At 54.0% G+C, this 23524-nt stretch carries 17 protein-coding genes; 11 read left to right on the top strand and 6 right to left on the bottom strand.

Features of this window, described 5'->3' with window-relative positions:
• The first annotated feature begins 3 nt into the window (after window positions 1-3).
• From nuoJ to QMZ30_RS03730, 6 genes are all read left to right on the top strand, one after another.
• Window positions 4-555, top strand: coding sequence for an NADH-quinone oxidoreductase subunit J (gene nuoJ, locus QMZ30_RS03755; protein ID WP_282996560.1), 552 nt, complete (start codon window positions 4-6; stop codon window positions 553-555).
• Window positions 552-854: an NADH-quinone oxidoreductase subunit NuoK gene (gene nuoK / locus QMZ30_RS03750; RefSeq protein WP_034825057.1), complete on the top strand. Its 303-nt coding sequence runs from the start codon at window positions 552-554 to the stop codon at window positions 852-854. Before nuoJ ends, nuoK begins: the two co-directional genes overlap by 4 nt.
• A complete protein-coding gene (nuoL, locus tag QMZ30_RS03745; protein WP_283226458.1) occupies window positions 851-2686 on the top strand; it encodes an NADH-quinone oxidoreductase subunit L in 1836 nt (611 codons plus the stop codon). Before nuoK ends, nuoL begins: the two co-directional genes overlap by 4 nt.
• 215 nt (window positions 2687-2901) lie before the next feature.
• The gene (nuoM, locus tag QMZ30_RS03740; RefSeq protein ID WP_283226457.1) at window positions 2902-4422 is read left to right on the top strand and encodes an NADH-quinone oxidoreductase subunit M; all 1521 of its coding nucleotides are present in this window, start codon (window positions 2902-2904) and stop codon (window positions 4420-4422) included.
• 6 nt (window positions 4423-4428) lie between these two features.
• Complete coding sequence (gene nuoN / locus QMZ30_RS03735) at window positions 4429-5892, top strand: NADH-quinone oxidoreductase subunit NuoN (protein ID WP_039328356.1); 1464 nt, start codon at window positions 4429-4431, stop codon at window positions 5890-5892.
• A gap of 258 nt (window positions 5893-6150) precedes the next feature.
• Window positions 6151-6603, top strand: a complete 453-nt coding sequence (locus QMZ30_RS03730) for a GNAT family N-acetyltransferase (RefSeq protein ID WP_283226456.1) — start codon at window positions 6151-6153, stop codon at window positions 6601-6603.
• Window positions 6604-6631: 28 nt separating this feature from the next.
• On the opposite strand, the gene QMZ30_RS03725 is transcribed toward QMZ30_RS03730, so the two are convergent.
• Entirely contained in the window at window positions 6632-8290 is a 1659-nt protein-coding gene (locus QMZ30_RS03725) for a glucan biosynthesis protein D (RefSeq protein WP_283226455.1), read from the bottom strand.
• Between the two features lie 291 nt (window positions 8291-8581).
• Between QMZ30_RS03725 and elaB the strand changes: the two genes are divergently transcribed.
• Window positions 8582-8890 (top strand): stress response protein ElaB, encoded by a 309-nt coding sequence (gene elaB / locus QMZ30_RS03720; RefSeq protein WP_039328351.1) that lies wholly within the window; start codon window positions 8582-8584, stop codon window positions 8888-8890.
• A gap of 152 nt (window positions 8891-9042) precedes the next feature.
• Window positions 9043-10239 carry a nicotinamide mononucleotide deamidase-related protein YfaY gene (locus tag QMZ30_RS03715; protein ID WP_283226454.1) on the top strand — a complete coding sequence of 399 codons (1197 nt, stop codon included), beginning with the start codon at window positions 9043-9045 and terminating at the stop codon, window positions 10237-10239.
• A gap of 70 nt (window positions 10240-10309) precedes the next feature.
• On the opposite strand, the gene yfaE is transcribed toward QMZ30_RS03715, so the two are convergent.
• From yfaE to lsrK, 4 genes are all read right to left on the bottom strand, one after another.
• Window positions 10310-10570: a class I ribonucleotide reductase maintenance protein YfaE gene (yfaE, locus tag QMZ30_RS03710; RefSeq protein ID WP_039328349.1), complete on the bottom strand. Its 261-nt coding sequence runs from the start codon at window positions 10568-10570 to the stop codon at window positions 10310-10312.
• 2 nt (window positions 10571-10572) lie between these two features.
• Window positions 10573-11703, bottom strand: a complete 1131-nt coding sequence (gene nrdB, locus QMZ30_RS03705) for a class Ia ribonucleoside-diphosphate reductase subunit beta (protein ID WP_039328348.1) — start codon at window positions 11701-11703, stop codon at window positions 10573-10575.
• 65 nt (window positions 11704-11768) lie between these two features.
• Complete coding sequence (gene nrdA / locus QMZ30_RS03700) at window positions 11769-14054, bottom strand: class 1a ribonucleoside-diphosphate reductase subunit alpha (RefSeq protein WP_058969170.1); 2286 nt, start codon at window positions 14052-14054, stop codon at window positions 11769-11771.
• A 466-nt stretch (window positions 14055-14520) separates the two neighbouring features.
• Window positions 14521-16092 (bottom strand): autoinducer-2 kinase, encoded by a 1572-nt coding sequence (gene lsrK / locus QMZ30_RS03695; RefSeq protein WP_283226453.1) that lies wholly within the window; start codon window positions 16090-16092, stop codon window positions 14521-14523.
• A 208-nt stretch (window positions 16093-16300) separates the two neighbouring features.
• Here lsrK and lsrG point away from each other — a divergent pair, with 208 nt between their 5' ends.
• Window positions 16301-16591, top strand: a complete 291-nt coding sequence (gene lsrG / locus QMZ30_RS03690) for a (4S)-4-hydroxy-5-phosphonooxypentane-2,3-dione isomerase (RefSeq protein WP_283226452.1) — start codon at window positions 16301-16303, stop codon at window positions 16589-16591.
• Between the two features lie 253 nt (window positions 16592-16844).
• On the opposite strand, the gene ubiG is transcribed toward lsrG, so the two are convergent.
• Window positions 16845-17570, bottom strand: a complete 726-nt coding sequence (ubiG, locus tag QMZ30_RS03685; protein WP_283226451.1) for a bifunctional 2-polyprenyl-6-hydroxyphenol methylase/3-demethylubiquinol 3-O-methyltransferase UbiG — start codon at window positions 17568-17570, stop codon at window positions 16845-16847.
• A gap of 177 nt (window positions 17571-17747) precedes the next feature.
• On the opposite strand from ubiG, the gene gyrA reads away from it, so the two are divergent.
• Window positions 17748-20384: a DNA topoisomerase (ATP-hydrolyzing) subunit A gene (gyrA, locus tag QMZ30_RS03680; RefSeq protein WP_283226450.1), complete on the top strand. Its 2637-nt coding sequence runs from the start codon at window positions 17748-17750 to the stop codon at window positions 20382-20384.
• Between the two features lie 166 nt (window positions 20385-20550).
• On the top strand, window positions 20551-23403 hold the full coding sequence (gene rcsC, locus QMZ30_RS03675) for a two-component system sensor histidine kinase RcsC (protein WP_283226449.1): 2853 nt from the start codon (window positions 20551-20553) through the stop codon (window positions 23401-23403).
• Window positions 23404-23524: the final 121 nt, after the last annotated feature.

Raw genomic sequence — 23524 nt, 5'->3', positions numbered from 1 at the left:
GGTATGGAATTTGCGTTTTATCTTTGCGGACTGGTGGCGGTGTTGACGACATTGCGCGTCATCACGCACACCAATCCAGTACATGCGCTGCTGTACCTGATTGTTTCACTGCTGTCGATTGCGGGCGTGTTCTTCTCGATGGGAGCTTACTTTGCCGGTGCGCTGGAAATCATCGTCTACGCCGGTGCCATTATGGTGCTGTTCGTGTTCGTGGTGATGATGCTGAACCTGGGCAAAAGCCAGCAGGATCAGGAGCGTGAATGGCTGAAGCCTTCGCTGTGGATTGGACCTGGCATTGTCTCTCTGCTGTTGCTGGCGGTGATGATTTACGCCATCAGCACTGCGCAGGATCAGGGTATTGATGGCACCGTCATTGATGCGAAAGCGGTCGGTATCAGCCTGTTTGGCCCATACGTTCTGGCGGTTGAGCTGGCGTCAATGTTGCTGCTGGCCGGTCTGGTGGTGGCCTTCCATATCGGACGTGAAGAGCGTCAGGGCGAAGTGTTAAGCAATCGCCATGCTGATGCACATGTGAATAAGGAGGATCACGCATGATCCCGTTACAACACGGCCTGATGTTGGCCGCTGTGCTGTTTGTCCTTGGCCTGACCTCACTGGTGCTGCGTCGCAACCTGCTGTTTATGCTGATTGGTCTGGAGATCATGATCAACGCTGCTGCGCTGGCACTGGTTGTCGCGGGCAGTTACTGGGGACAAGCTGACGGCCAGGTCATGTACATTCTTGCCATCAGCCTTGCGGCGGCGGAAGCCAGTATTGGTCTGGCATTGTTGCTGCAGCTCTATCGTCGTCGTCAGACGTTGAACATTGACACAGTGAGCGAGATGCGCGGATGAATCTTCTCTATTTAACCGTATTATTTCCGCTGATTGGCTTTCTGCTATTAGCGTTTTCCCGTGGCCGTTGGTCGGAGAACCTGTCGGCTACGGTGGGAATGGGATCGGTAGGTCTTGCTGCACTGACCACCATTTATGCCGGCTTCGACTTCTTCAGTCACGGCCAGCAGCCGTTCACACAAGCATTGTGGACATGGATGCACGTTGGCACCTTTGATATCAAAGTCAATCTGGTGCTGGATGGCTTGTCATTGACCATGCTTTCCGTGGTCACCGGCGTCGGTTTCTTCATCCACATGTTCGCTTCCTGGTACATGCGTGGCGAAGAGGGCTATTCGCGCTTCTTCGCGTACACCAACTTGTTCATCGCGAGCATGGTGGTGCTGGTATTAGCTGACAACCTGATGCTGATGTATCTCGGTTGGGAAGGCGTGGGCTTGTGCTCATACCTGCTGATTGGCTTCTACTACAGCAATCCAGAGAACGGCAAAGCGGCGATGAAAGCGTTCATCATTACCCGTGTGGGTGATGTATTCCTCGCTTTCGCACTGTTCATTCTCTACAACGAACTGGGTACGCTGAACTTCCGCGAGCTGGTGGAACTGGCACCGGCGCACTTTGCCGCTGACAACCACATGCTGCAATGGGCAACGCTGATGTTGCTGGGTGGTGCGGTCGGTAAATCTGCACAGCTGCCGCTGCAAACCTGGCTGGCCGATGCGATGGCGGGTCCAACACCTGTTTCTGCATTGATCCACGCCGCCACCATGGTGACCGCGGGTGTCTACCTGATTGCCCGTTCACACGGCTTGTTCCTGTTAACGCCGGAAGTGCTGCATCTGGTCGGGATTGTCGGTGCGATTACCCTGGTACTGGCGGGTTTTGCGGCACTGGTACAGACCGACATCAAACGCGTGCTGGCTTACTCAACCATGAGTCAGATCGGCTACATGTTCCTCGCGCTTGGCGTGCAGGCATGGGACGCGGCGATTTTCCACTTGATGACGCACGCATTCTTTAAAGCACTGCTGTTCCTTTCTTCGGGTTCGGTCATTCTGGCCTGCCACCACGAGCAGAATATCTTCAAAATGGGCGGCCTGCGTAAGAGCATCCCATTGGTGTATACCTGTTTCCTGGTGGGTGGCGCAGCGCTGGCGGCACTGCCGCTGATCACCGCAGGTTTCTACAGTAAGGATGAAATCCTGTTTGGTGCGCTGGCGAATGGCCACATCAATCTGATGGTGGCGGGTCTGGTCGGTGCATTCCTGACCTCGATCTACACCTTCCGCATGATCTTTATCGTGTTCCACGGTGAAGAGAAAATTCATGCGCACGCGGGCAAAGGCATTACTCACCATCTGCCGCTCATTGTGCTGTTGGTTCTGTCCACCTTTATCGGTGCGATGATCACTCCGCCGCTGGCGGGCGTGCTGCCACAGAACGAATTTGGCGAAAGCGGCAAAGTGGCGCTGGAAATTACCTCAGGTGTGGTCGCGATCGTCGGCATCCTGATTGCTGCGGCACTGTGGTTGGGTAAACGTCAGCTGGTCACCAGCATTGCTAACAGCGCGCCGGGCCGTTTCTTCGGCACCTGGTGGTTCGCGGCCTGGGGCTTCGACTGGCTGTACGACAAGGTGTTCGTAAAACCTTATCTCGGCATTGCCTGGCTACTGAAGCGCGATCCGCTGAACTCACTGATGAACTTGCCAGCGCTGATCTCGCGTATGGGTAATAAAGGTCTGGTGGTGAGCGAGAACGGTTACCTGCGCTGGTACGTGGCTTCCATGAGTGTCGGTGCCGTGGTGGTGCTGGCGCTGATGCTGGTGATCTAAAGATTGATGAGCGGGGGCGAAGCGTTTTGTAACGCCCCTGATGAAGAATGTTCAAAATTGTCTGATGCACGAGCCTTATCGGCGCAGCCAGTTTTGTCACCGCCAGCGTGCAGCAACCGGAGCGTACTTTAGTACGTGAGAATTGCGAGCACTGCCGGGGACAAAAACGGCAAGCAAGATAGCTCGAACAGAGACGAATAATAGGGAAGTATGCCGTGTTATTACCTTGGCTAATAATCATACCCTTTGTTGGGGGCTTACTCTGCTGGCTAGCAGAACGCCTCGGTGCGAAAGTACCACGCTGGATCGCCATGATCACCATGGGCCTGACGCTGGCGCTTGGCCTGCAGCTTTGGTTGCAGGGAGGCTATTCATTAACGCAGGCTGCTGGGATCCCGCAGTGGCAGTCAACCTTCTCGGTGCCATGGATTCCGCGCTTCGGCATTAACTTCCATCTGGCTATCGACGGTCTTTCACTGCTGATGGTGGTGCTGACCGGCCTGCTCGGCTTGATGGCGGTACTCTGTTCCTGGAACGAAATTGAGAAGTATCAGGGCTTCTTCCACCTCAACCTGATGTGGATCCTCGGTGGCGTGATTGGCGTGTTCCTCTCCATCGACATGTTCCTGTTCTTCTTCTTCTGGGAAATGATGCTGGTGCCGATGTACTTCCTCATCGCGCTCTGGGGTCACAAAGCCTCTGACGGTAAAACCCGTATCTCGGCGGCGACCAAATTCTTCATCTATACCCAGGCGTCTGGTCTGGTGATGTTGATTGCGATTCTGGCGCTGGTGTTTGTGCACTACAACGCCACTGGCGTCTGGACGTTCAGCTACGAAGAACTGCTGAAAACGCCGATGTCGCAGACGGTTGAATATCTACTGATGCTGGGCTTCTTCATCGCCTTCGCCGTAAAAATGCCGGTGGTGCCACTGCACGGTTGGTTACCGGATGCACACAGCCAGGCGCCAACGGCAGGTTCCGTTGACCTCGCCGGTATTTTGCTGAAAACAGCCGCCTACGGTTTGCTGCGCTTCAGCCTGCCACTGTTCCCGAACGCTTCGGCGGAGTTTGCGCCAATTGCCATGTGGCTCGGTATCATCGGTATCTTCTACGGTGCCTGGATGGCGTTCTCACAAACTGACATCAAGCGTCTGATTGCTTACACGTCCGTTTCGCACATGGGCTTCGTACTGATTGCTATCTACACCGGCAGCCAGTTGGCGTTCCAGGGCGCGGTTATCCAGATGATTGCTCACGGCCTGTCCGCCGCAGCACTGTTCATCTTGTGTGGCCAGTTGTATGAGCGTCTGCACACGCGTGACTTGCGTCAGATGGGCGGTTTGTGGGGACGTATCAAATGGATTCCAGGCCTGTCACTGTTCTTCGCGGTCGCCAACCTGGGTATGCCGGGTACCGGTAACTTCGTCGGTGAATTCATGATTCTGACCGGTAGCTTCCAGGTGGTCCCGGTCATTATCGTGATTGCGACCTTTGGTCTGGTGTTCGCTTCGGTTTACTCACTGATCATGATGCAGCGCGCTTACTACGGTGAGGCGAAGTCAAAAGATCCGCTGCCGGGCATGTCACCGCGTGAATTCATGACTATCGGGGTTCTGGTGGTGCTGCTGGTTCTGCTGGGTATCTATCCACAGCCGATCCTCGACACGTCCCATGCTGCGATGAGCAATATTCAGCAGTGGTTTACCGCTTCAATTTCAACTACAAGGCCGTAATTCGCCATGACAATAACTCCTCAACATCTGATTGCGTTACTGCCGCTGTTGATCGTCGGATTGACGGTGGTGGTGGTGATGCTGTCCATTGCGTGGCGACGCAACCACTTTGTTAATGCCACGCTGACTGTAATTGGTCTTAACCTGGCGCTGTTTTCACTGTGGTTTGTAGGTCACGTAGGTGCTATGGATGTCACGCCGCTGCTGCGCGTTGACGGCTATTCGATGTTCTACACCGCGCTGGTGCTGCTCGCCAGTCTGGCTACCTGCACCTTTGCTTATCCGTGGTTGGCCGGTTTCCCGGACAACAAAGATGAGTTCTATCTGCTGGTGCTGATTGCCGCTCTGGGTGGCATCGTGTTGGCCAGTGCAAATCATCTGGCGGCGCTGTTCATTGGTATCGAACTGCTGTCATTACCGCTGTTTGGTTTGATTGGTTATGCCTTCCGCCAGAAACGCTCACTGGAAGCCGCGCTGAAATACATGATTCTTTCAGCGGCTGCGTCCTCGTTCCTGATCTTCGGTATTGCCCTGATTTATGCCGACTCTGGTAGCCTGAGCTTTGTACAGTTAGGCAAGAGTCTGAATGACAGCATGATTCAACAGCCGCTGCTGCTGGTTGGCCTGGGTATGATGATTATTGGCCTCGGCTTTAAATTGTCACTGGTGCCGTTCCATCTGTGGACGCCGGATGTGTATCAGGGTGCGCCAGCACCTGTCTCCACCTTCCTGGCGACTGCCAGTAAAATCGCTATCTTCGGTGTGGTGATGCGTCTGTTCCTGTACGCGCCAGTGACTGACAGCGAAGCGGTGCGCACGGTACTCGGGGTTATCGCCTTTGTATCGATTCTGTTCGGTAACCTGATGGCGATTTCGCAGAGCAACATCAAGCGTCTGCTCGGCTACTCCTCGATCGCCCACTTGGGTTATCTGCTGGTGGCATTGATTGCGGTGAAAACTCATCAGCTGTCACTGGAAACTGCCGGTGTTTACTTGGCGGGTTACCTGTTCAGCAGCCTCGGCGCGTTCGGTGTCGTGAGCCTGATGTCCAGCCCGTACCGTGGTCCGGATGCTGACACGCTTTACTCCTACCGTGGTCTGTTCTGGCACCGTCCGATTCTGTCAGCGGTGATGACCGTGATGATGCTGTCGCTGGCGGGTATCCCGATGACACTGGGCTTCATTGGTAAGTTCTATGTGATTGCTTCCGGTGTGAATGGGCATCTGTGGTGGCTGACTGCGGCAGTCGTCGCGGGTAGTGCGATTGGTCTTTACTACTACCTGCGCGTCACGGTGAGCCTGTACCTCAGCCCTCCTGAGATGCACACTCGTGACCGTGATACGCCAGCCAACTGGGCCTTTACCGCTGGTGGTGTGGTGGTGCTGATTTCCGCGATTCTGGTGTTGCTGCTGGGTGTCTATCCGCAGCCGCTTATTTCGCTGGTGCAGATGGCACAGCCTCTGATGTAATGTAGCGTGACTAACAGAGAATCAGGCCCCCGGGCCTGATTTTTTTTGCCTGTCGAATACTAAAGGAGCGAGCAGTGTCGCTGTCGGGGCGCCAATTATGGCGACCAAAGGGCGAGTCAGTAACCAGTATCAGCTTGACGGCGGTATCCTGGACTCCGCCGAATTAACTGCCAGATTTGTCGGCCTGCTTACAGCTCGTAAGCTGTGCACTGTGTTAATCTCGTGAGATCACTTTTTTCGCTCAGACAAGGAAGCACCATGGAAATGCAATGGCTTGATTGCCACCACAGTGAACTTAGCGCACAGCAGTTATACACCCTGCTATCGCTGCGCAATCATGTGTTTATCGTCGAACAAAATTGCCCGTATCAAGACATTGATGGGCAGGATCTTACAGCAGACAACCGCCATGTCCTGGGTTTTCTTGACGGAAAACTAATGGCCTATGCGCGCGTGTTAACCCCGGTAGAGGAAACGGCTCCGGTGATCATTGGCCGGGTGATTGTGTCGGAAGAAGCGCGTGGATTGAAGCTAGGCTATCGCCTGATGGAGAAGGCACTGGAGAGTTGTGAACAGCACTGGCCGCAGCGTGGCATCTATCTGTCCGCGCAGGCACATCTGGAAGGTTTCTACGGTCGCCTCGGTTTCAAAGCGGTGGGGGACGTCTATATGGAAGACAACATTCCACACATCGGCATGCAAAAACAGTAACGGCGAGGATTGCTCCTCGCCGTGGTTATCAGCCCGGCGTCATCTGCCGATCGTCGGTATATTTACGCTGATCGGGCGGTGGCGGGAAGTACTGATACAGCCAGGTTTCACTGAGCGTCTCGTCTTTGGTGCGCAAGAACAGACGCATATCAACCGGCTTGGTTGAGTCACTGTTTGGATACCAGTCAAACAGGATGCGGTACCCGTCGATTGGCTCAACGTAGAGAATCTCAACCTGTTTGATGGTGCCAGAATTGACCGTGATTACGGGCTCAATACCCTTCGGTGCAGCGGCTTTCAGATCGCCGCCCACGAAGTCGATGGCAAAGCGACGGCTCCACTGGTCAGGGAAGTGTTCTCCCGGCGCCCAACCTTCTGGGAATCCACCAATACCGGTACGCGTGGCATCCACGCGCGCCAGACCACTTCGAACGGGCGGTAACTGGCTCCAGTAGAGCTTGTACTGGAAGTTGAATTCACTACCCGCTTTCACCGGCTCGGTGGGCTGCCAGAAGCACACCACGTTATCCAGCGTTTCACCGGTGGTCGGGATCTCCATCAGGTTGATGGCACCTTTGCCCCATTTGCCAATCGGCTCGACCCACAGGCTAGGACGTTTGTCATACCAGCCGATCACGTCCTGATAATCTTTGAAATCATGATTCAGCTGTAACAGGCCGAAACCACGCGGGTTTTCATCCTGATAGGCGTTGAACTGTAAACGCTGCGGATTATTCAACGGGCGGGCAATCCATTCACCTTTGCCAGTCCACATCGCCAGACGATCGGAATCGTGGATTTGTGGGTGGTAAGTGTTGCACATGCGACGTTCGTTGGTGCCACAACTGAACATACTGGTCATTGGCGCGATGCCAAGCTGACGAATCTCGTTACGTGCGAACAGGTGGTTTTCCACCTCCATTACCACGCGTTTTTCTTCGCAGTGAATGGTGAACTTGTACGCACCGGTGACGCTGGCGCCATCCAGCAGGGCGTAGACCACAAAAGTGGTGTCATCGGCCTTTGGCGTTTCAAACCAGAAGGCGGTAAAGTCTGGGAACTCTTCATGGCCATTACTGAAGGTGTTCACCGCCACGCCGCGCGCAGACAATCCATACTGATAGGTTTCATCCACGGCACGGAAGTAGCTGGCACCGAGGAATGAAACGATATCGCGGCGTGCCAGTTCGGGTTTTTTGAACGCACGGAAACCGGCAAAGCCCAGGTCGGTTTTGCCGACTAACTGCTGCGTATCCACATTGGCGTTGTGATAGTTAAACAGTTCCGGACGGAAGTGAATTTCGCGGGCTTCGCGGCTGTCTGCATCCACAGAGAACATACGAATACGGCGTTTAAAGCCCATTCCCACGTGGAAGAACTGCACGTCCAACTCACGATCGGCAATGTTGTTCCACAGCGAGTGGTTCGCATCGTACTGAATTTCGTTGTAGGCCTGGGGTGTCAAATTGGCCAGCGTGTCGGGTAGGGGGCCGGGTGCGCCGCCCCAGGGCTGTTTCGCCAGTGCGGAGGCTTTCTTTTTCAGTGAGTCGAAATCGAAGCGCACTGCGGTACCGTCGGCGATACCATCATCGGCCCAGGCGGACTGCGCAAACAGCGAGGAGAGCCCGGTCATGCCGCTGACGGCAGAGAGGGCCATGGACGCTTTCATAAATTTTCTACGATTCATGCCGGAAATCTAATCCTTAGCTGCTCTGGTGTGTTGTGACTTTCGTAAGACGCTGAGCGTCAGGCTACAGGGGGTTACGACAGTCGCGAAATTAAAAAATTCAGTCTGACGAAAATTTATCAGATTAATCAAATAAGCGAAGCAGATTTCTCGTCGCCACGCCTGGCTTAACATAACTTTGCACTGAGTCAGTTAAAACCAGGTGCATTCCTGGTCTACGTTGCCCAGCAAGGCACGAATTAATGACTATAGTTAAACAACGATAAGTTATGAACATGGAGGAAGTACAACGTGTCATCTTCAGACCAATTTGAAACTCGCCTTGATGACGATCTGGCTTTGCTGACGGAAACGCTGGAAGAAGTGCTGAAGTCGTCGGGTGATCCCGCCGATCAAAAGTACATCGAGCTGAAACTGAAGGCGGAACAGGCGCTGGAAGACGTGAAAAACCGCGTCAGTCAGGCGTCTGACAGCTATTACTACCGTGCCAAAAAAGCCGCCTACCGCGCTGATGAATATGTACATGACAAACCCTGGCAGGGTATCGGCATCGGTGCCGCTGCGGGTCTGTTTGTCGGTTTACTGCTGGCGCGACGTTAATCCGCAAGGGCGCGAGTTTTAGCGCGCCCGATTCCTCTCTTTTCTGCCGCTTTAACGCCCATTTATTTCAAATCTTTGTTTCGCAACCTTTGCGATTGTGTTTCGCCTGTGTGCTTTCTACAGTAATGCGACAGGGATAAGGAGAATACAACGTGATACGTGTTGAAATGCTCTCAACGGGCGATGAAGTGTTACATGGGCAGATAGTTGATACCAATGCAGCCTGGCTGGCGGATGTGCTGTTCCAGAACGGTTTGCCGATGACCAGCCGAAGCACGGTGGGTGATGCCATGTCTTCATTGGTGGATGCGCTACAGAGCCGTAGCCAAATCGCCGATGTGTTGATCGTTAATGGCGGCCTCGGGCCAACCAGTGACGATCTCAGCGCGTTGGCGGCCGCCACCGCTTGTGGGACTGAACTTGTGATTCAGCAGGCGTGGCTGGAAAAAATGGAAGCCTGGTTCGCCAGCCGTGGCCGTGTGATGGCGCCCAGCAATCGCAAGCAGGCTGAAATTCCTGCCAATGCCGAGCTGATTGATAACCCGGTCGGCACTGCGTGTGGCTTTGCTCTGCAACTCAACCGCTGCTGGATTTTCTTCACACCGGGCGTACCCTCTGAATTTAAAGTGATGGTTGAGCAGGAGATCATTCCACGCCTGAAAGCGCGTTTTGATTTGCCCGAGCCGCCGCTATGCTTGCGCCTGACGACCTTTGGCCGTGGCGAAAGTGATATCGCTGCAGAGCTGGAACCCTTGCCGCTGCCAGAAGGCGTCGTGATGGGCTATCGTTCTTCCATGCCGATCATCGAAATCAAACTCACCGGTCCAGCCAGCCAGCGCGTGGCGATGGAGCAGGCGTGGCAGCAAGTGAAACTGTTGCTGGCAGAATGCACGATTTTTCATGGCACCGAAGGCTTACCGCCATTGCTGGCGCGTGAACTGCAAGAGCGTGGTTTCCGCCTGGCACTAAGCGAACAATATACCGCTGGATTGCTGAACTGGCAGCTGGCGTCAGCTGAGGTGCCGCTCAGTGCCGCAGAGATCTTGCCACCGCAGGCGGAGACACTGGAAGCGCAAGTTGAACGCACACGAGCGTTAGCCGCGCATCATGGCACCGTATTGGCGATTTCAGTGGGAAATCTGGAAGAGGGCGAAGTGTCTGTCGCGCTGCATACGCCAGAAGCCAGCTGGGGCCAACGTGTCAAGTTCACTCACGGACGCCATAACGTTGAAACGCGACAGAAGGTCGTGGCAATGATGGCAATGAACATGCTGCGCCGCTGGTTGCACGGTAGCGAAGTCAGTACCGGGCATGGCTGGATTGATGTGTTAGAGACGGTGAAGCATTAAACCTCTAACCCGGTGCGCATAAATGCGTACATCTACGATGTAGGGTCGCCATTAATGGCGACCTGGGTGATCACAATTCTATTTCAATCTCCCCTTTAGCGCGGCAACAGCAGGGCAAAATTTCGCCCTGCTGAATAAACGCCAATGGGGTTTCCGCGTAAGCCACTTCGCCTTTCAGCAAACGCATGCGGCAGGAGCCGCAGTAGCCTTCACGGCACTGAAACTCCACGCACACGTTATGCGCTTCAAGCGTGGTCAGCAGATTGGGATGATCTTCTGCGCACTCCAGCCGGGAGCCGGAACTGCGCAGAATAACAACAGAACGGCTCATGCTTACAGCTGGAAGTCGTTGAAGTCGTCTTCGCCCACTTCAGCATCAATCTGGCCAACCAGGTAAGAACTCACTTCGACTTCCTGCGGCGCAACCTGCACGTTGTCGGAAACCAGCCAGGAGTTGATCCATGGAATCGGGTTCGAACGAGTCTGGAACGGCAGGTCAAGGCCGACGGCCTGCATGCGGATATTAGTGATGTACTCAATGTACTGGCACAGAATGTCTTTGTTCAGACCAATCATCGAGCCGCCGCTGAACAGATAATCTGCCCACTCTTTTTCTTGCTCGGCGGCCTTCTTGAACAGGTCAAAACACTCGTCACGACATTCAGCGGCGATCTCTTTCATTTCTGGATCGTCTTCACCGGTGCGCAGCAGGTTCAGCATATGCTGAGTGCCGGTCAGGTGCAGTGCCTCGTCGCGTGCGATCAGTTTGATGATCTTCGCGTTACCTTCCATCAGCTCGCGCTCGGCGAAAGCAAATGAACAGGCGAAGCTGACGTAGAAGCGAATCGCTTCCAGTGCGTTCACGCTCATCAGACAGATATACAGCTGCTTTTTCAAGGCACGCAGATTAACGGTGACGGTTTTTCCGGCCACTTGATGCGTGCCTTCACCCAGCAGATGCCAGTAGCTGGTCATCTCGATCAGGTCGTCGTAGTACTTCGAAATATCCTGCGCACGCGCCAGAATCTGCTCGTTGGTGACGATATCGTCAAATACCAGTGAAGGATCGTTGACGATGTTACGAATGATATGGGTGTAAGAGCGTGAGTGGATGGTTTCAGAAAACGCCCAAGTCTCGATCCAGGTTTCCAGTTCTGGAATTGAAATCAGCGGCAGCAGCGCCACGTTCGGGCTACGGCCCTGAATCGAATCCAGCAGCGTCTGATATTTCAGGTTGCTGATAAAGATGTGTTTCTCGTGATCCGGCAGCGCCTGATAATCGATACGATCGCGTGAAACGTCAACTTCCTCTGGACGCCAGAAGAAGGAGAGCTGCTTTTCGATCAGCTTTTCAAAGATGTCATATTTCTGCTGGTCAAAACGCGCAACGTTCACTGACTGGCCGAAGAACATCGGTTCTAACAGCTGGTCATTTTTGTTCTGCGAAAATGTGGTGTAAGCCATGACTAAGTCCAAAAGTAAGAGGGGCCGACGTGTGTCGGCCCTGACATGATAGGGCGTTTGCCGGATTAGATCTTACAGGCGCCGCTTTCGCAGCCGTCATCCTGAATGGATGGGGCCAGATCGTCCTGCGCATCTTCCGCACCGTCACGGGTGTTTTGGTAATACAGGGTTTTCACGCCAAACTTATACGCGGTCAACAGATCTTTCAGCAGCTGTTTCATTGGCACTTTGCCATTGGCGAAACGGCTTGGATCGTAGTTGGTGTTTGACGAAATAGCCTGATCGATAAACTTCTGCATGACGCCAACCAGTTGCAGGTAACCGTCGTTAGAAGGCATTTCCCACAGCAGTTCGTACTGATCTTTCAAACGCTCATACTCTGGCACCACCTGACGCAGAATGCCGTCTTTCGAGGCTTTAATGCTGATGTGGCCGCGCGGCGGTTCAATACCGTTGGTGGCGTTTGAAATCTGCGAAGAGGTTTCAGACGGCATCAGGGCAGAGAGCGTGGAGTTACGCAGGCCGTGAGTGGTGATCGACTCACGCAGTGCTTCCCAGTCGAGATGCAGCGGCTCGTTGCATACCGCATCGAGGTCCTTTTTATAGGTATCGATCGGCAGAATGCCCTGTGAGTAGGTGGTCTCTTTGAACCACGTGCAGGCGCCTTGCTCTTTCGCTAACTCGTTCGAGGCTTTCAGCAGGTAATACTGAATCGCTTCGAAGGTTTTGTGCGTCAGGTTGTTGGCGCTGCCATCAGAGTAACGCACGCCATTCTTCGCCAAGTAGTAAGCGTAGTTAATGACGCCAATACCCAGCGTACGACGGCCCATTGCGCCGCGTTTTGCCGCCGGGATGGGATAATCCTGGTAATCCAGCAGGGCATCCAGCGCACGTACCGCGAGGGTAGCCAGCTCTTCCAGATCGTCGAGGCTATCAATCGCACCAAGGTTAAATGCAGACAGCGTACACAGTGCAATCTCACCGCTTTCGTCATTCACGTCATTCAGCGGTTTAGTCGGCAGCGCGATTTCCAGGCACAGGTTGGACTGGCGAACAGGCGCGATAGCCGGATCAAACGGACTGTGAGTGTTGCAGTGATCGACGTTCTGGATGTAGATACGGCCAGTAGAAGCACGTTCCTGCATCATCAGTGAGAACAGCTCAACCGCTTTGACGCGCTGTTTACGGATGCTGTCGTCTTTCTCATATTTGGTGTACAGACGTTCAAACTCGTCCTGGTCGGCGAAGAACGCATCGTACAGACCCGGCACGTCAGACGGGCTGAACAGGGTGATGTCTTCACCTTTCAGCAGGCGGGTGTACATCAGCTTGTTAATTTGTACGCCGTAATCCATATGACGCACGCGGTTGCCTTCAACACCACGGTTGTTTTTCAGGACCAGCAGGCTTTCGACTTCCAGATGCCACATTGGATAGAACAGGGTCGCCGCACCGCCACGCACGCCGCCTTGTGAGCACGACTTCACCGCCGTCTGGAAATGCTTATAGAACGGGATACAGCCGGTGTGGAAGGCTTCACCGCCACGGATCGGGCTGCCCAGCGCACGAATGCGACCGGCATTGATGCCGATACCGGCGCGCTGAGAAACGTATTTCACGATAGCGCTGGAGGTGGCGTTGATAGAATCCAGGCTGTCACCACACTCGATCAGGACGCAAGAGCTGAACTGACGGGTTGGGGTACGCACGCCGGACATGATTGGCGTTGGCAGTGAGATCTTGAAGGTAGAAACCGCATCATAGAAACGACGCACGTAATCCATACGCGTTTCACGCGGGTAACCAGAGAACAGGCAAGCCGCGACCAAAATGTACAGGAACTGCGCGCTCTCGTAGATTTCGCCGCTGACACGGTTCTGTGCCAGATATTTCCCTTCCAGCTGTTTTACCGCCGCGTATGAGAAATTCATATCGCGCCAGTGGTCGAGGAACTCGTCCATCTGCGCGAACTCTTCAACGCTGTAATCTTCCAGCAGATGGCGATCGTATTTGCCCATCTCGACCATTTTCACCACCTGGTCATACAGCTTTGGCGGTTCAAACTGGCCGTAGGCTTTTTTACGCAGGTGGAAGATGGCAAGACGTGCAGCCAGATACTGGTAATCTGGGGCATCACGGGAGATCAGGTCTGCAGCCGCTTTGATGATGGTCTCGTGGATATCCGAAGTACGGATACCATCGTAAAACTGAATGTGGGAGCGCAGCTCAACCTGAGACACGGAGACATTGTTCAGCCCTTCAGCTGCCCAATCCAGTACTCGGTGAATCTTATCGAGATCAATGCGTTCCTGACGGCCATCGCGTTTAGTAACGAGCAGACTTTGGTTCATGTCGCGTGTTTACCTGTCCATGAAATACATAGTTATCCCCCATCTATTCACAAGGTCTATGCACAAGCCGCTCGTTGTGAGTAAGCCTGTGGATAAACACTATATATAGGGGGTGCGGGAAGTTTGAACAACAATATGGTGAGTATTCTAGTCAGCATTCTGATCATCACAAGAGTTGATTTTCGCGAAAAAATCCGTCCTGGGGGGTGGCGAAAATCCTGGATCCCCATCCGACAAGGGCTGCAACTGGTGTCAACGGCAAAGCAGTTTTTTTTCATAATTTGATCGAGCGCGTGTTTATTGCTCAACCTTGTCCGTTCCGGATTTTTCTGAGGTCAAAAAAGCCCTGACAAGGCCGCCAATAGCGAACTTATCTAAAATTGCTTATGAATTTTTTGTGACCTAAGCAGCCTACAAAAAAGGGGGGTACGCGTCTAAAAGGAAATTGATCTGGATAGCCGTAAATTTACAAACCCGGCGCTTTCCACATCGAGGTGGTTAATCCACTGTCCACTAAGGTCAGTTGGTCTGCGTAGACCTGTTGCCAACGCGTCTTTTGCTGCTGGTAGAGTTGATGGTGTTGTGGATTAGGCTCGAATTCACGCTCCCACCTTACCAGTGCTTGCCCCGTCTCCTGCAGGCTGTCGTAAATGCCAGCCGCCACGCCAGCCGCTATCGCACACCCCAGGGCCGTTGCCTCTTTGACCTGCGGTACTTTCACCGTCAATCCGGTGACATCACTCAGTATCTGACTCCACAGTTTTCCCTTGGCCCCGCCACCGGCAAACACCAGTTGTGAGGTACGCATGCCGGAAAACGCTGCCACTTGATCAAGATTACAGGCAGAGACGATGGCGGCGTTCTCCTGCAGGGCGCGGAATAACGTTTGTTTATTACAGCGTTCGGGATCGATGGAGAGGTTAATAAATGAAGGAGCGGCGTGATACCACTTATTGAAGTGCATGGCATCGGAGAACACCGGCATCACACCCCATGAACCGGCAGGCACGCGTGCGGCCATCTCTTCCAACAGGCTGTAACAATCGACACCCAGACGTTCTGCGAGCAATTTCTCTTCACCGCAAAAAGCATCGCGGAACCAGCGCATGGTTAGCCCGGTGAAAAAACTGATGGCTTCAGCCTGCGCCATGCCGGGGATGACATGTGGATTGACGCGGATGTTCATCTCAGGGTCAACCTGCGGTTGGGGCAAATTCACCACCTGCTGCCAGAAGGTGCCCCCCAGCACGGCGGTCTCGCCCGCATTCACCACGCCTAACCCGAGCGTACCCAACTGCACATCACCGCCGCCCATGCCGACTGCTGTGCCTTTCTCCAGCCCACATTGACGCGCGGCTTCGCCAGTAACTTCTCCTAACCTGGTACCGGTTTCGGCGACAGGGGACAGGATATCGCCACGCAATCCCGCCATCTCCAGCAGGTCAGGTCGCCATTGCCGAGTGTGTAAATCCAGCAGGCCGGTGGTGCCCGCATTGGACGGATCCACCGCCAGTTCACCACTGAGGCACTTCGCCAGCCAGTCGCTGATCATGGTTAAGGTGGCGGCTTGGCGATAAATATCAGGGCGATGGTGAGCTAACCAGAGTAGGCGGGGCATCGCGCCCAGTGCCAGAGTTTGTCCTGAGCAATGGTAGATTTCACGCTCAAACTCGCCGTGATGGATCTCCTTCAGCTCACTCACTTCACGGCTGGCGCGTGCGTCTACGTTAGCGCAGGCCCAAATCGCTTCGCCTGCTTTGTCGTAAAGCACAATGCCTTCGCGCATCGAGCAGCATGCCACACTGCGAATCGCGCTGGCAGGCAGTTGAGACTGTTGCAGCGCCTGGCGGATGCACTGACAGGCAAGTTGCCAGTTGTGGTTAAGGTCAAACTCCATCGAACCCGGCACATCGGGCAGGGCGAGATGGCGCCATTCCGCTTGCGCCACGGTGACCTGCTCACCTTGCAGATTGAAAATCACGGCGCGAATACTGCCGGTGCCAGCGTCGAGCGCCATTAAATGCGGGGCGTGTGTCATCACGAAACTCCTGTCAATACGGAACGAGTGCTCCACGCCGACGGCCCAACGGGTGTTACTGCAAAGATAGCTGTGCGTGCGGGTTTTCACCTCCAGATGAAGGGGTTAGCCAGAGGATGAAAGTGCGAACTGTGATCGCTGCAAGAGTTTTATTCAACCACCCTGGCCAGGATTGCCACTCTGCGAATCACGATAAAGGAACGAACTGATGGAAGTGACGCTGGTCGAAATCAACGTAAAACCCGACTGTATCGACGAATTTCTGCGAGTTTTCGAGCTGAATCATTTAGGGGCATTGCAGGAGCCGGGTAATCTCCGTTTTGACGTGCTACAGGACAGCAGTGTACCCACGCGCTTCTTTATTTATGAAGCTTACGCCGATGAAGCCGCAGTCTTGGCACACAAAAAAACGCCGCACTATCTGGCTTGCGTCGAGGCACTAGAGGCGTTGATGAGCGAACCGAGAAAGAAAACCGCGTTTAAGGGGATTTTCCCATAAGTTTAGCGATTGACGTCCTGAACCTGAACTTGAAGTATAGACCTGCTGGGTACGGCTTTTAGGCCGTTTATAAAGCCATGATAAACCTACAGGGCCAGTAACCCCCCGCCCGAAGAGCAAAGCGTCCGCCGCCGGGATGCGGCGGTCGATCTGCATGGATGCATGATTCCTTTGCGATCGGGCGGGGGGTGACTGGCCAACTCGCCGATCCCACAGCACCTAGTCGCCGCTTCCACCGCACCCGCGCAAAAACTCAATCCTGGCGATGCGTATGCACCATATAATTCACATCCACGCCACGCCCCAGACGGAACTGATTGGTCAGCGGATTATAGTGCAAGCCAATCATACCCATCTCGCGCAATGGCGTTTCATCGACCCAGTTCAGCAGCTCAGCCGGACGGATGAACTTCTTAACATCATGCGTCCCGCGCGGCACCATACGCATCACATATTCGGCACCGAACACCGCCAGCAGCCACGCCTTTGGATTGCGGTTAATCGTCGAGAAAAACACTTCGCCGCCGGGTTTCACTAACTGCGCGCAAGCCAGCACCACCGAACGCGGATCGGGCACGTGCTCCAGCATCTCCATGCAGGTCACCACGTCATACTGCCCGGCATGGCTGGCGGCGTGGTCCTCCACGGTTTGCTGCACATAATTGACGGTGACGCCGCTCTCCAGCGCATGTAAACGCGCCACTTCCAACGGCTCTGCACCCATATCCAGTCCAGTCACATTGGCACCTTCACGCGCCATACTTTCAGCCAGGATGCCGCCGCCGCAACCCACATCCAACACCTTCTTACCAAACAAGCCATTGCTGTGCTGAGCAATCCAGCCAAGTCGCAGGGGATTGATACGGTGTAACGGCTTAAATTCACCCTCTAAATCCCACCAGCGTGATGCCACCGCTTCAAACTTAGCGATCTCAGCGTGGTCGACGTTCTGGCGGCTTTCCTGCGGTTGTTCACTCATTGAATCAAGACTCCTGACAAAATATTCCCTCAGTATAAACGCTTAAGTCTCGCCAGCGCATCTCTCACCTGAAAGGAAAAGCGGGATTAAACCCTGCTTAACGTTCACCGTGGGCAAGCAATGTGATATAGTTTCGCACCATTAAAATCCGGGATTATGTAGAGGGATAGCGGCTCCATGAGCGACCTTGCGAGAGAAATTACACCGGTCAATATCGAAGAAGAGTTAAAGAACTCTTACCTCGATTACGCCATGTCGGTCATCGTTGGCCGTGCCTTACCCGATGTGCGTGATGGCCTGAAGCCGGTGCACCGCCGTGTGCTGTTTGCCATGAGCGAACTCGGCAACGACTGGAACAAACCTTATAAGAAATCGGCCCGTGTGGTCGGTGACGTAATCGGTAAATATCACCCACACGGTGATTCTGCTGTTTACGAAAGTATCGTTCGTATGGCCCAGCCGTTCTCCCTGCGCTACATGCTGGTAGATGGTCAGGGTAACTTCGGTTCCGTTGATGGCGACTCTGCTGCAGCGATGCGTTATACCGAAGTCCGTATGGCGAAAATTTCCTCAGAGCTGCTGGCTGACCTGGAAAAAGAAACCGTCGATTTCGTCCCGAACTATGACGGGACTGAGCAGATCCCTGAAGTTCTGCCGACCAAAATTCCTAACCTGCTGGTAAACGGTTCGTCCGGTATCGCCGTAGGTATGGCGACCAATATTCCGCCGCACAACTTAACGGAAGTGATCAACGGCTGTCTGGCGTTCATCGAAGATGAAGAGATCACCGTTGAAGGCCTGATGGAACACATCACCGGCCCGGACTTCCCAACCGCAGCCTTCATCAATGGTCGTCGTGGTATCGAGGAAGCTTATCGCACGGGGCGCGGCAAGATTTACATCCGCGCGCGCGGTGAGATCGAGACCGACGCCAAGACCGGCCGCGAAACCATTATCGTCAATGAAATTCCGTATCAGGTGAACAAAGCGCGCCTGATCGAGAAAATTGCCGAGCTGGTGAAAGAAAAACGCGTTGAAGGCATCAGCGGTCTGCGTGACGAATCCGATAAAGACGGTATGCGTATCGTTATCGAGATCAAACGTGACGCGGTGGGCGAAGTGGTGCTGAACAACCTCTATTCGCTGACGCAGTTGCAGGTCTCATTCGGCATCAACATGGTTGCGCTGCATCAGGGCCAGCCGAAGATCATGACGCTGAAAGGCATCATTGAAGCCTTCGTGCGCCATCGCCGTGAAGTGGTGACGCGCCGTACCATTTTCGAACTGCGCAAAGCGCGTGACCGTGCACACATCCTTGAAGGTCTGGCGATCGCGCTGGCTAACATCGACCCGATCATCGAACTGATTCGTCGTGCACCGACCCCAGCCGAAGCGAAAGCGGGCCTGTTGGCGCAGCCATGGGATCTCGGTAACGTTGCCGCCATGCTGGAACGTGCCGGCGATGATGCCGCCCGTCCAGAGTGGCTGGAAGCACAGTTCGGTATTCGCGATGGTCAGTACTATCTTACTGAACAGCAAGCCCAGGCGATTCTGGATCTGCGTCTGCAGAAACTGACTGGCCTTGAGCATGAAAAACTGCTCGACGAATACAAAGAGTTGCTGGACCAGATCGCAGAATTGATCCACATCCTGCAGAGCGCTGAGCGCTTGATGGAAGTGATCCGCGAAGAGCTGGTGGCAATGCGCGATCAGTTTGGTGATGCACGCCGTACCGAAATCACCGCGAACAGCGCTGACATCAACATCGAAGACCTGATCAATCAGGAAGACGTTGTGGTCACCTTGTCGCATCAAGGGTATGTCAAATACCAACCGCTGACCGACTATGAAGCTCAGCGTCGCGGTGGCAAAGGCAAATCTGCTGCGCGTATTAAAGAAGAAGACTTTATTGATCGTCTGCTGGTGGCCAACACCCATGACACCATTCTGTGCTTCTCTAGCCGTGGCCGTCTGTACTGGATGAAAGTCTATCAACTGCCAGAAGCGAGCCGTGGAGCGCGTGGTCGTCCAATCGTCAACCTGCTGCCACTGGAAGCCAACGAACGTATCACCGCCATTCTGCCAGTGCGTGAATACACCGAAGGCTTCAACATCTTTATGGCAACCGCTGATGGTACCGTGAAGAAAACAGCCCTGCAGGAGTTCAGCCGTCCACGTAGCGCCGGTATCATCGCTATCAATCTGCGTGAAGATGATGAGCTGATCGGCGTTGCGCTGACCAACGGTAGCGACGAAGCGATGCTGTTCTCTGCCGCGGGTAAAGTCGTACGCTTTGCTGAGACTGCTGTTCGTGCCATGGGCCGTTCCGCATCCGGTGTGCGTGGTATTAAGCTGGCTGAGAATGACAAAGTGGTGTCGTTGATCGTGCCGCGTGAAGAGGGCGCTATCCTCACCGTGACGCAAAATGGTTACGGTAAGCGTACCGCTAACAGCGAGTACCCAACTAAATCACGTGCCACTCAGGGTGTGATCTCAATTAAAGTCACCGAACGTAACGGGCCAGTGATTGGTGCGGTACAGGTGGTGGATGGCGATCAGATCATGATGATCACTGATGCGGGCACACTGGTGCGTACCCGCGTGTCAGAAGTCAGCGTGGTGGGTCGTAACACGCAAGGCGTGATCCTGATCCGCACCGCAGAAGACGAAAATGTTGTTGGTCTGCAGCGTGTCGCTGAGCCGGTGGAAGAGGAAGAACTCGACGCCATCGACGGTAGCGTAGCGGAAGGTGAAGATGACATCGCGCCAGAAGTGGACAGCGATGACGCGCCGGAAGCGGACGACGAAGAGTAATCCATCCCCTGGATTATTTAACGGCAGGTCAGGTAACTGACCTGCCGTTTTTTTATCTGAGTTTTACTCCCAAAGTCGCGTGCTGGCTGGCTTTTTAACCCCGATAAAGCTAGTGTATGAGGACTTTTCAACATCCTGACAACACCTTGCCGCCAGTGAGCCTCTTTTGAAATATCTCGTCTCCTTCCGTACCACGCTTCGCATCTCGCGCTATCTTTTTCGCGCGCTGGCGTTGCTGCTTTGGGCGCTGGGTGCCTTACTGACCACCTTTTTCATCATCAACGTGCTGCATGAGAAAGAGAACGCGGTTCGTCAGGAGTTTGCGACAAATTATGGTCAGGCGGAGTGGTATGTTCGTCATTCCGCGGATGTGATGCGCGAATTGAAGTACATCACGGAAAATCGCCTGAGTAACAGTGCTAATGGGCTGGATGTGTTGAACGGTTTACCCACCAGCAAAGGTACGTTACCGCAGTTCACGCCGTTATTCTCAGACGGTGATTGCACCTCAATGAGCAACACCTGGCGCAACTCGCTCGATTCGCTCAGCTACTTCATTAATTACTGGAAAAGCAACTTCGCCTCCGCCTATGAGTTGAACCGGGTGTTCTTTATTGGTGGCGAGAATCAGTGCCTGGCGGATTTCACCATTGGTAACAACAACTCCGTTGATCGCGAACGCAGCCTGAAGGCGCTGCGTGAACGCGTGCTGCACTATCGCAGTGGTAATGAAGAAGAGCGGCGTAACCCCATGTATTGGATTACCCCCAGCAGCCAGCCTGGCGTGGGAAATTTCTATATGGTGATGCCGGTTTACGTGGCTAATAAATTGCAGGCGCTGTTAGGCGTTGAACAAAATATTCGTCTGGACGAGTTCATTCAACCCGGCGGACTGCCGCTGGTGGCGACCATCACTGATGAAAACTACCGACCACTGCTCAGTTCGCGCCGCGGTGGTCCTGGCTATTCACTCGACGATTTACCCGATGACAGCACCTGGTTTGGTTATCTGGATAGTTACCGTCAACTGGTGTTGAAGAAACCGTTGCCGCCATCCAACCTCAACGTGGTGTGGTCACTGTCGACGGATGTATTGATGGATCAGCTTAAGCTCATGCTGATTAACGCGCTGCTGCTGAATATTCTCAGCGCGCTGGTGCTGTTCACCCTGGCGTGGATTTTCGAGCGCCGCATGTTCCTGCCCGCCGAAGACAATGCGCATCGGCTGGAAGAGCATGAGCAGTTCAACCGTAAAATTGTCGCTTCGGCACCGGTGGGCATCTGTATTCTGCGCACCAGTGATGGCACCAATATTCTCAGTAATGAACTGGCGCACAACTATCTGACAATGCTGACGCAGGAAGATCGCCAGCGCCTGAACGAGATCATCGGCGGCCAGCAGGTCAACTTCGTCGACGTACTGACGGGTACCAACACTAACCTGCAAATCAGCTTTGTCCATTCGCGCTATCGCAACGAAAACGTGGCGATTTGCGTGCTGGTTGATGTTTCCGCTCGTGTTCGAATGGAGCAGTCGCTGCAGGAAATGGCGCATGCGGCGGAACAGGCGAGCCAGTCGAAATCCATGTTCCTTGCCACCGTTAGCCACGAGTTGCGCACGCCGCTGTACGGTATTATTGGTAACCTCGATTTATTGCAAACCAAGGCATTGCCGAAAGGTGTTGATTCACTGGTGACGGCGATGAATAACTCGTCGAGCCTGCTGTTGAAAATCATCAGCGATATTCTCGACTTCTCGAAAATTGAATCTGAGCAGTTGAAGATCGAGCCGCGTCCCTTCTCCCCGCGTGAAGTCATCAATCACATTGCCGGTAACTATCTCTCGCTGGTGGTGCGTAAGCGCCTGACGCTGTATGTGTTTATTGAGAATGACGTGCCGCTGACGCTGGAAGGCGATCCGATGCGTCTGCAACAGGTGATTTCCAACCTGCTGAACAATGCGATCAAGTTCACCCATACCGGCTGCATTATTCTGCATGCCTATGTGAGGGATGGATATCTGGCCTTCCGTGTGCGTGATACGGGGGTAGGTATTCCCGCTAAAGAGGTCACGCGCCTGTTTGACCCGTTCTTCCAGGTTGGATCCGGTGTGCAGCGCAACTTCCAGGGAACCGGGCTGGGTCTGGCTATCTGCGAAAAGCTGATCAACATGATGGATGGCGATATAGAGGTCGACTCCGAGCCAGGTATGGGCAGCCAGTTTGTGGTGCGTATTCCGATTTACGCGGGCCAGCAGCCGGCACCTCCGTTATTGGATGGATTGCAGGAAAAGGCCATTTGGCTTGACCTGCGCAATGACTATCTCGCCAAATTCCTGCAACGTTTACTGCAACAGCAGGGCATCCAGGTCGCCGACTATCAGGGGCAGGCGTCCAGTGATGATGTCATTATCAGCGATCATGATGATCTTCCTGCGCATCCCGTGGGCGCCCGCATCCGTATTTGCGGTGCGCATATCGATATGCCGCTGGAAAGCGCGCCGGGCCAATGGGTGCACAGTACCGCGACCTTACATGACCTGCCGCTGCTGTTAGGCCGCATCTACCGCATCAATATTAACAGTGATACCACCAGCACTCCGCAGCTGCCGCTGGTGCAGGAAGCCGCAAACTACGATGACATCATGGTGCTGATAGTTGATGACCATCCCATTAACCGCATGCTGCTGTCAGAGCAGTTGGGCACGTTGGGCTACCAAACCAAAACCGCGCAGGATGGTGTCGATGCCCTGAACGTGTTGAGTCGCAACCATATCGACATTGTGCTGAGTGACGTCAACATGCCGAATATGGATGGCTACCGACTGACTCAGCGCTTACGCCAGCTGGGACATGCATTCCCGGTGATTGGTGTTACCGCAAATGCTTTGGCAGAAGAGAAGCAGCGCTGTATGGATGCGGGTATGGATAACTGTCTGTCTAAACCGGTTACGTTGGATGTGTTGAAAACAACCTTAGCGATTTACGCGGAGCGGGTCAGGAAAAGCAGGGAAGGGTAATGCAAAGGAATAACAATGCTATCAATGAGATAAGCGTTCAAGCTGCAGCGGCGCGATTTATCGTGCAATAAATTGCGCCGCTACCGTAAACAGATGGACATTGTGTAGCCACAAACAGGCG

This window comes from Pantoea sp. EA-12, assembly GCF_030053355.1.
Classification (GTDB): Bacteria; Pseudomonadota; Gammaproteobacteria; order Enterobacterales; family Enterobacteriaceae; genus Pantoea; species Pantoea vagans_C.
Note: the sequence above shows the minus strand (reverse complement) of the source record. Positions and strands in the feature narration are given on the sequence as shown.

Bases quoted from the DNA above. Each gene is read 5' to 3' on its own strand.
- nuoL (WP_283226458.1), top strand. From the start codon at position 851: ATGAATCTTCTCTATTTAACCGTATTATTTCCGCTGATTGGCTTTCTG.
- QMZ30_RS03730 (WP_283226456.1), top strand. From the start codon at position 6,151: ATGGAAATGCAATGGCTTGATTGCCACCACAGTGAACTTAGCGCACAG.
- nrdB (WP_039328348.1), bottom strand. From the start codon at position 11,703: ATGGCTTACACCACATTTTCGCAGAACAAAAATGACCAGCTGTTAGAA.
- yfaE (WP_039328349.1), bottom strand. From the start codon at position 10,570: ATGAGCCGTTCTGTTGTTATTCTGCGCAGTTCCGGCTCCCGGCTGGAG.
- QMZ30_RS03725 (WP_283226455.1), bottom strand. From the start codon at position 8,290: ATGAATCGTAGAAAATTTATGAAAGCGTCCATGGCCCTCTCTGCCGTC.
- nuoK (WP_034825057.1), top strand. From the start codon at position 552: ATGATCCCGTTACAACACGGCCTGATGTTGGCCGCTGTGCTGTTTGTC.
- lsrG (WP_283226452.1), top strand. From the start codon at position 16,301: ATGGAAGTGACGCTGGTCGAAATCAACGTAAAACCCGACTGTATCGAC.
- gyrA (WP_283226450.1), top strand. From the start codon at position 17,748: ATGAGCGACCTTGCGAGAGAAATTACACCGGTCAATATCGAAGAAGAG.
- nuoJ (WP_282996560.1), top strand. From the start codon at position 4: ATGGAATTTGCGTTTTATCTTTGCGGACTGGTGGCGGTGTTGACGACA.
- ubiG (WP_283226451.1), bottom strand. From the start codon at position 17,570: ATGAGTGAACAACCGCAGGAAAGCCGCCAGAACGTCGACCACGCTGAG.
- nuoN (WP_039328356.1), top strand. From the start codon at position 4,429: ATGACAATAACTCCTCAACATCTGATTGCGTTACTGCCGCTGTTGATC.
- lsrK (WP_283226453.1), bottom strand. From the start codon at position 16,092: ATGACACACGCCCCGCATTTAATGGCGCTCGACGCTGGCACCGGCAGT.
- nrdA (WP_058969170.1), bottom strand. From the start codon at position 14,054: ATGAACCAAAGTCTGCTCGTTACTAAACGCGATGGCCGTCAGGAACGC.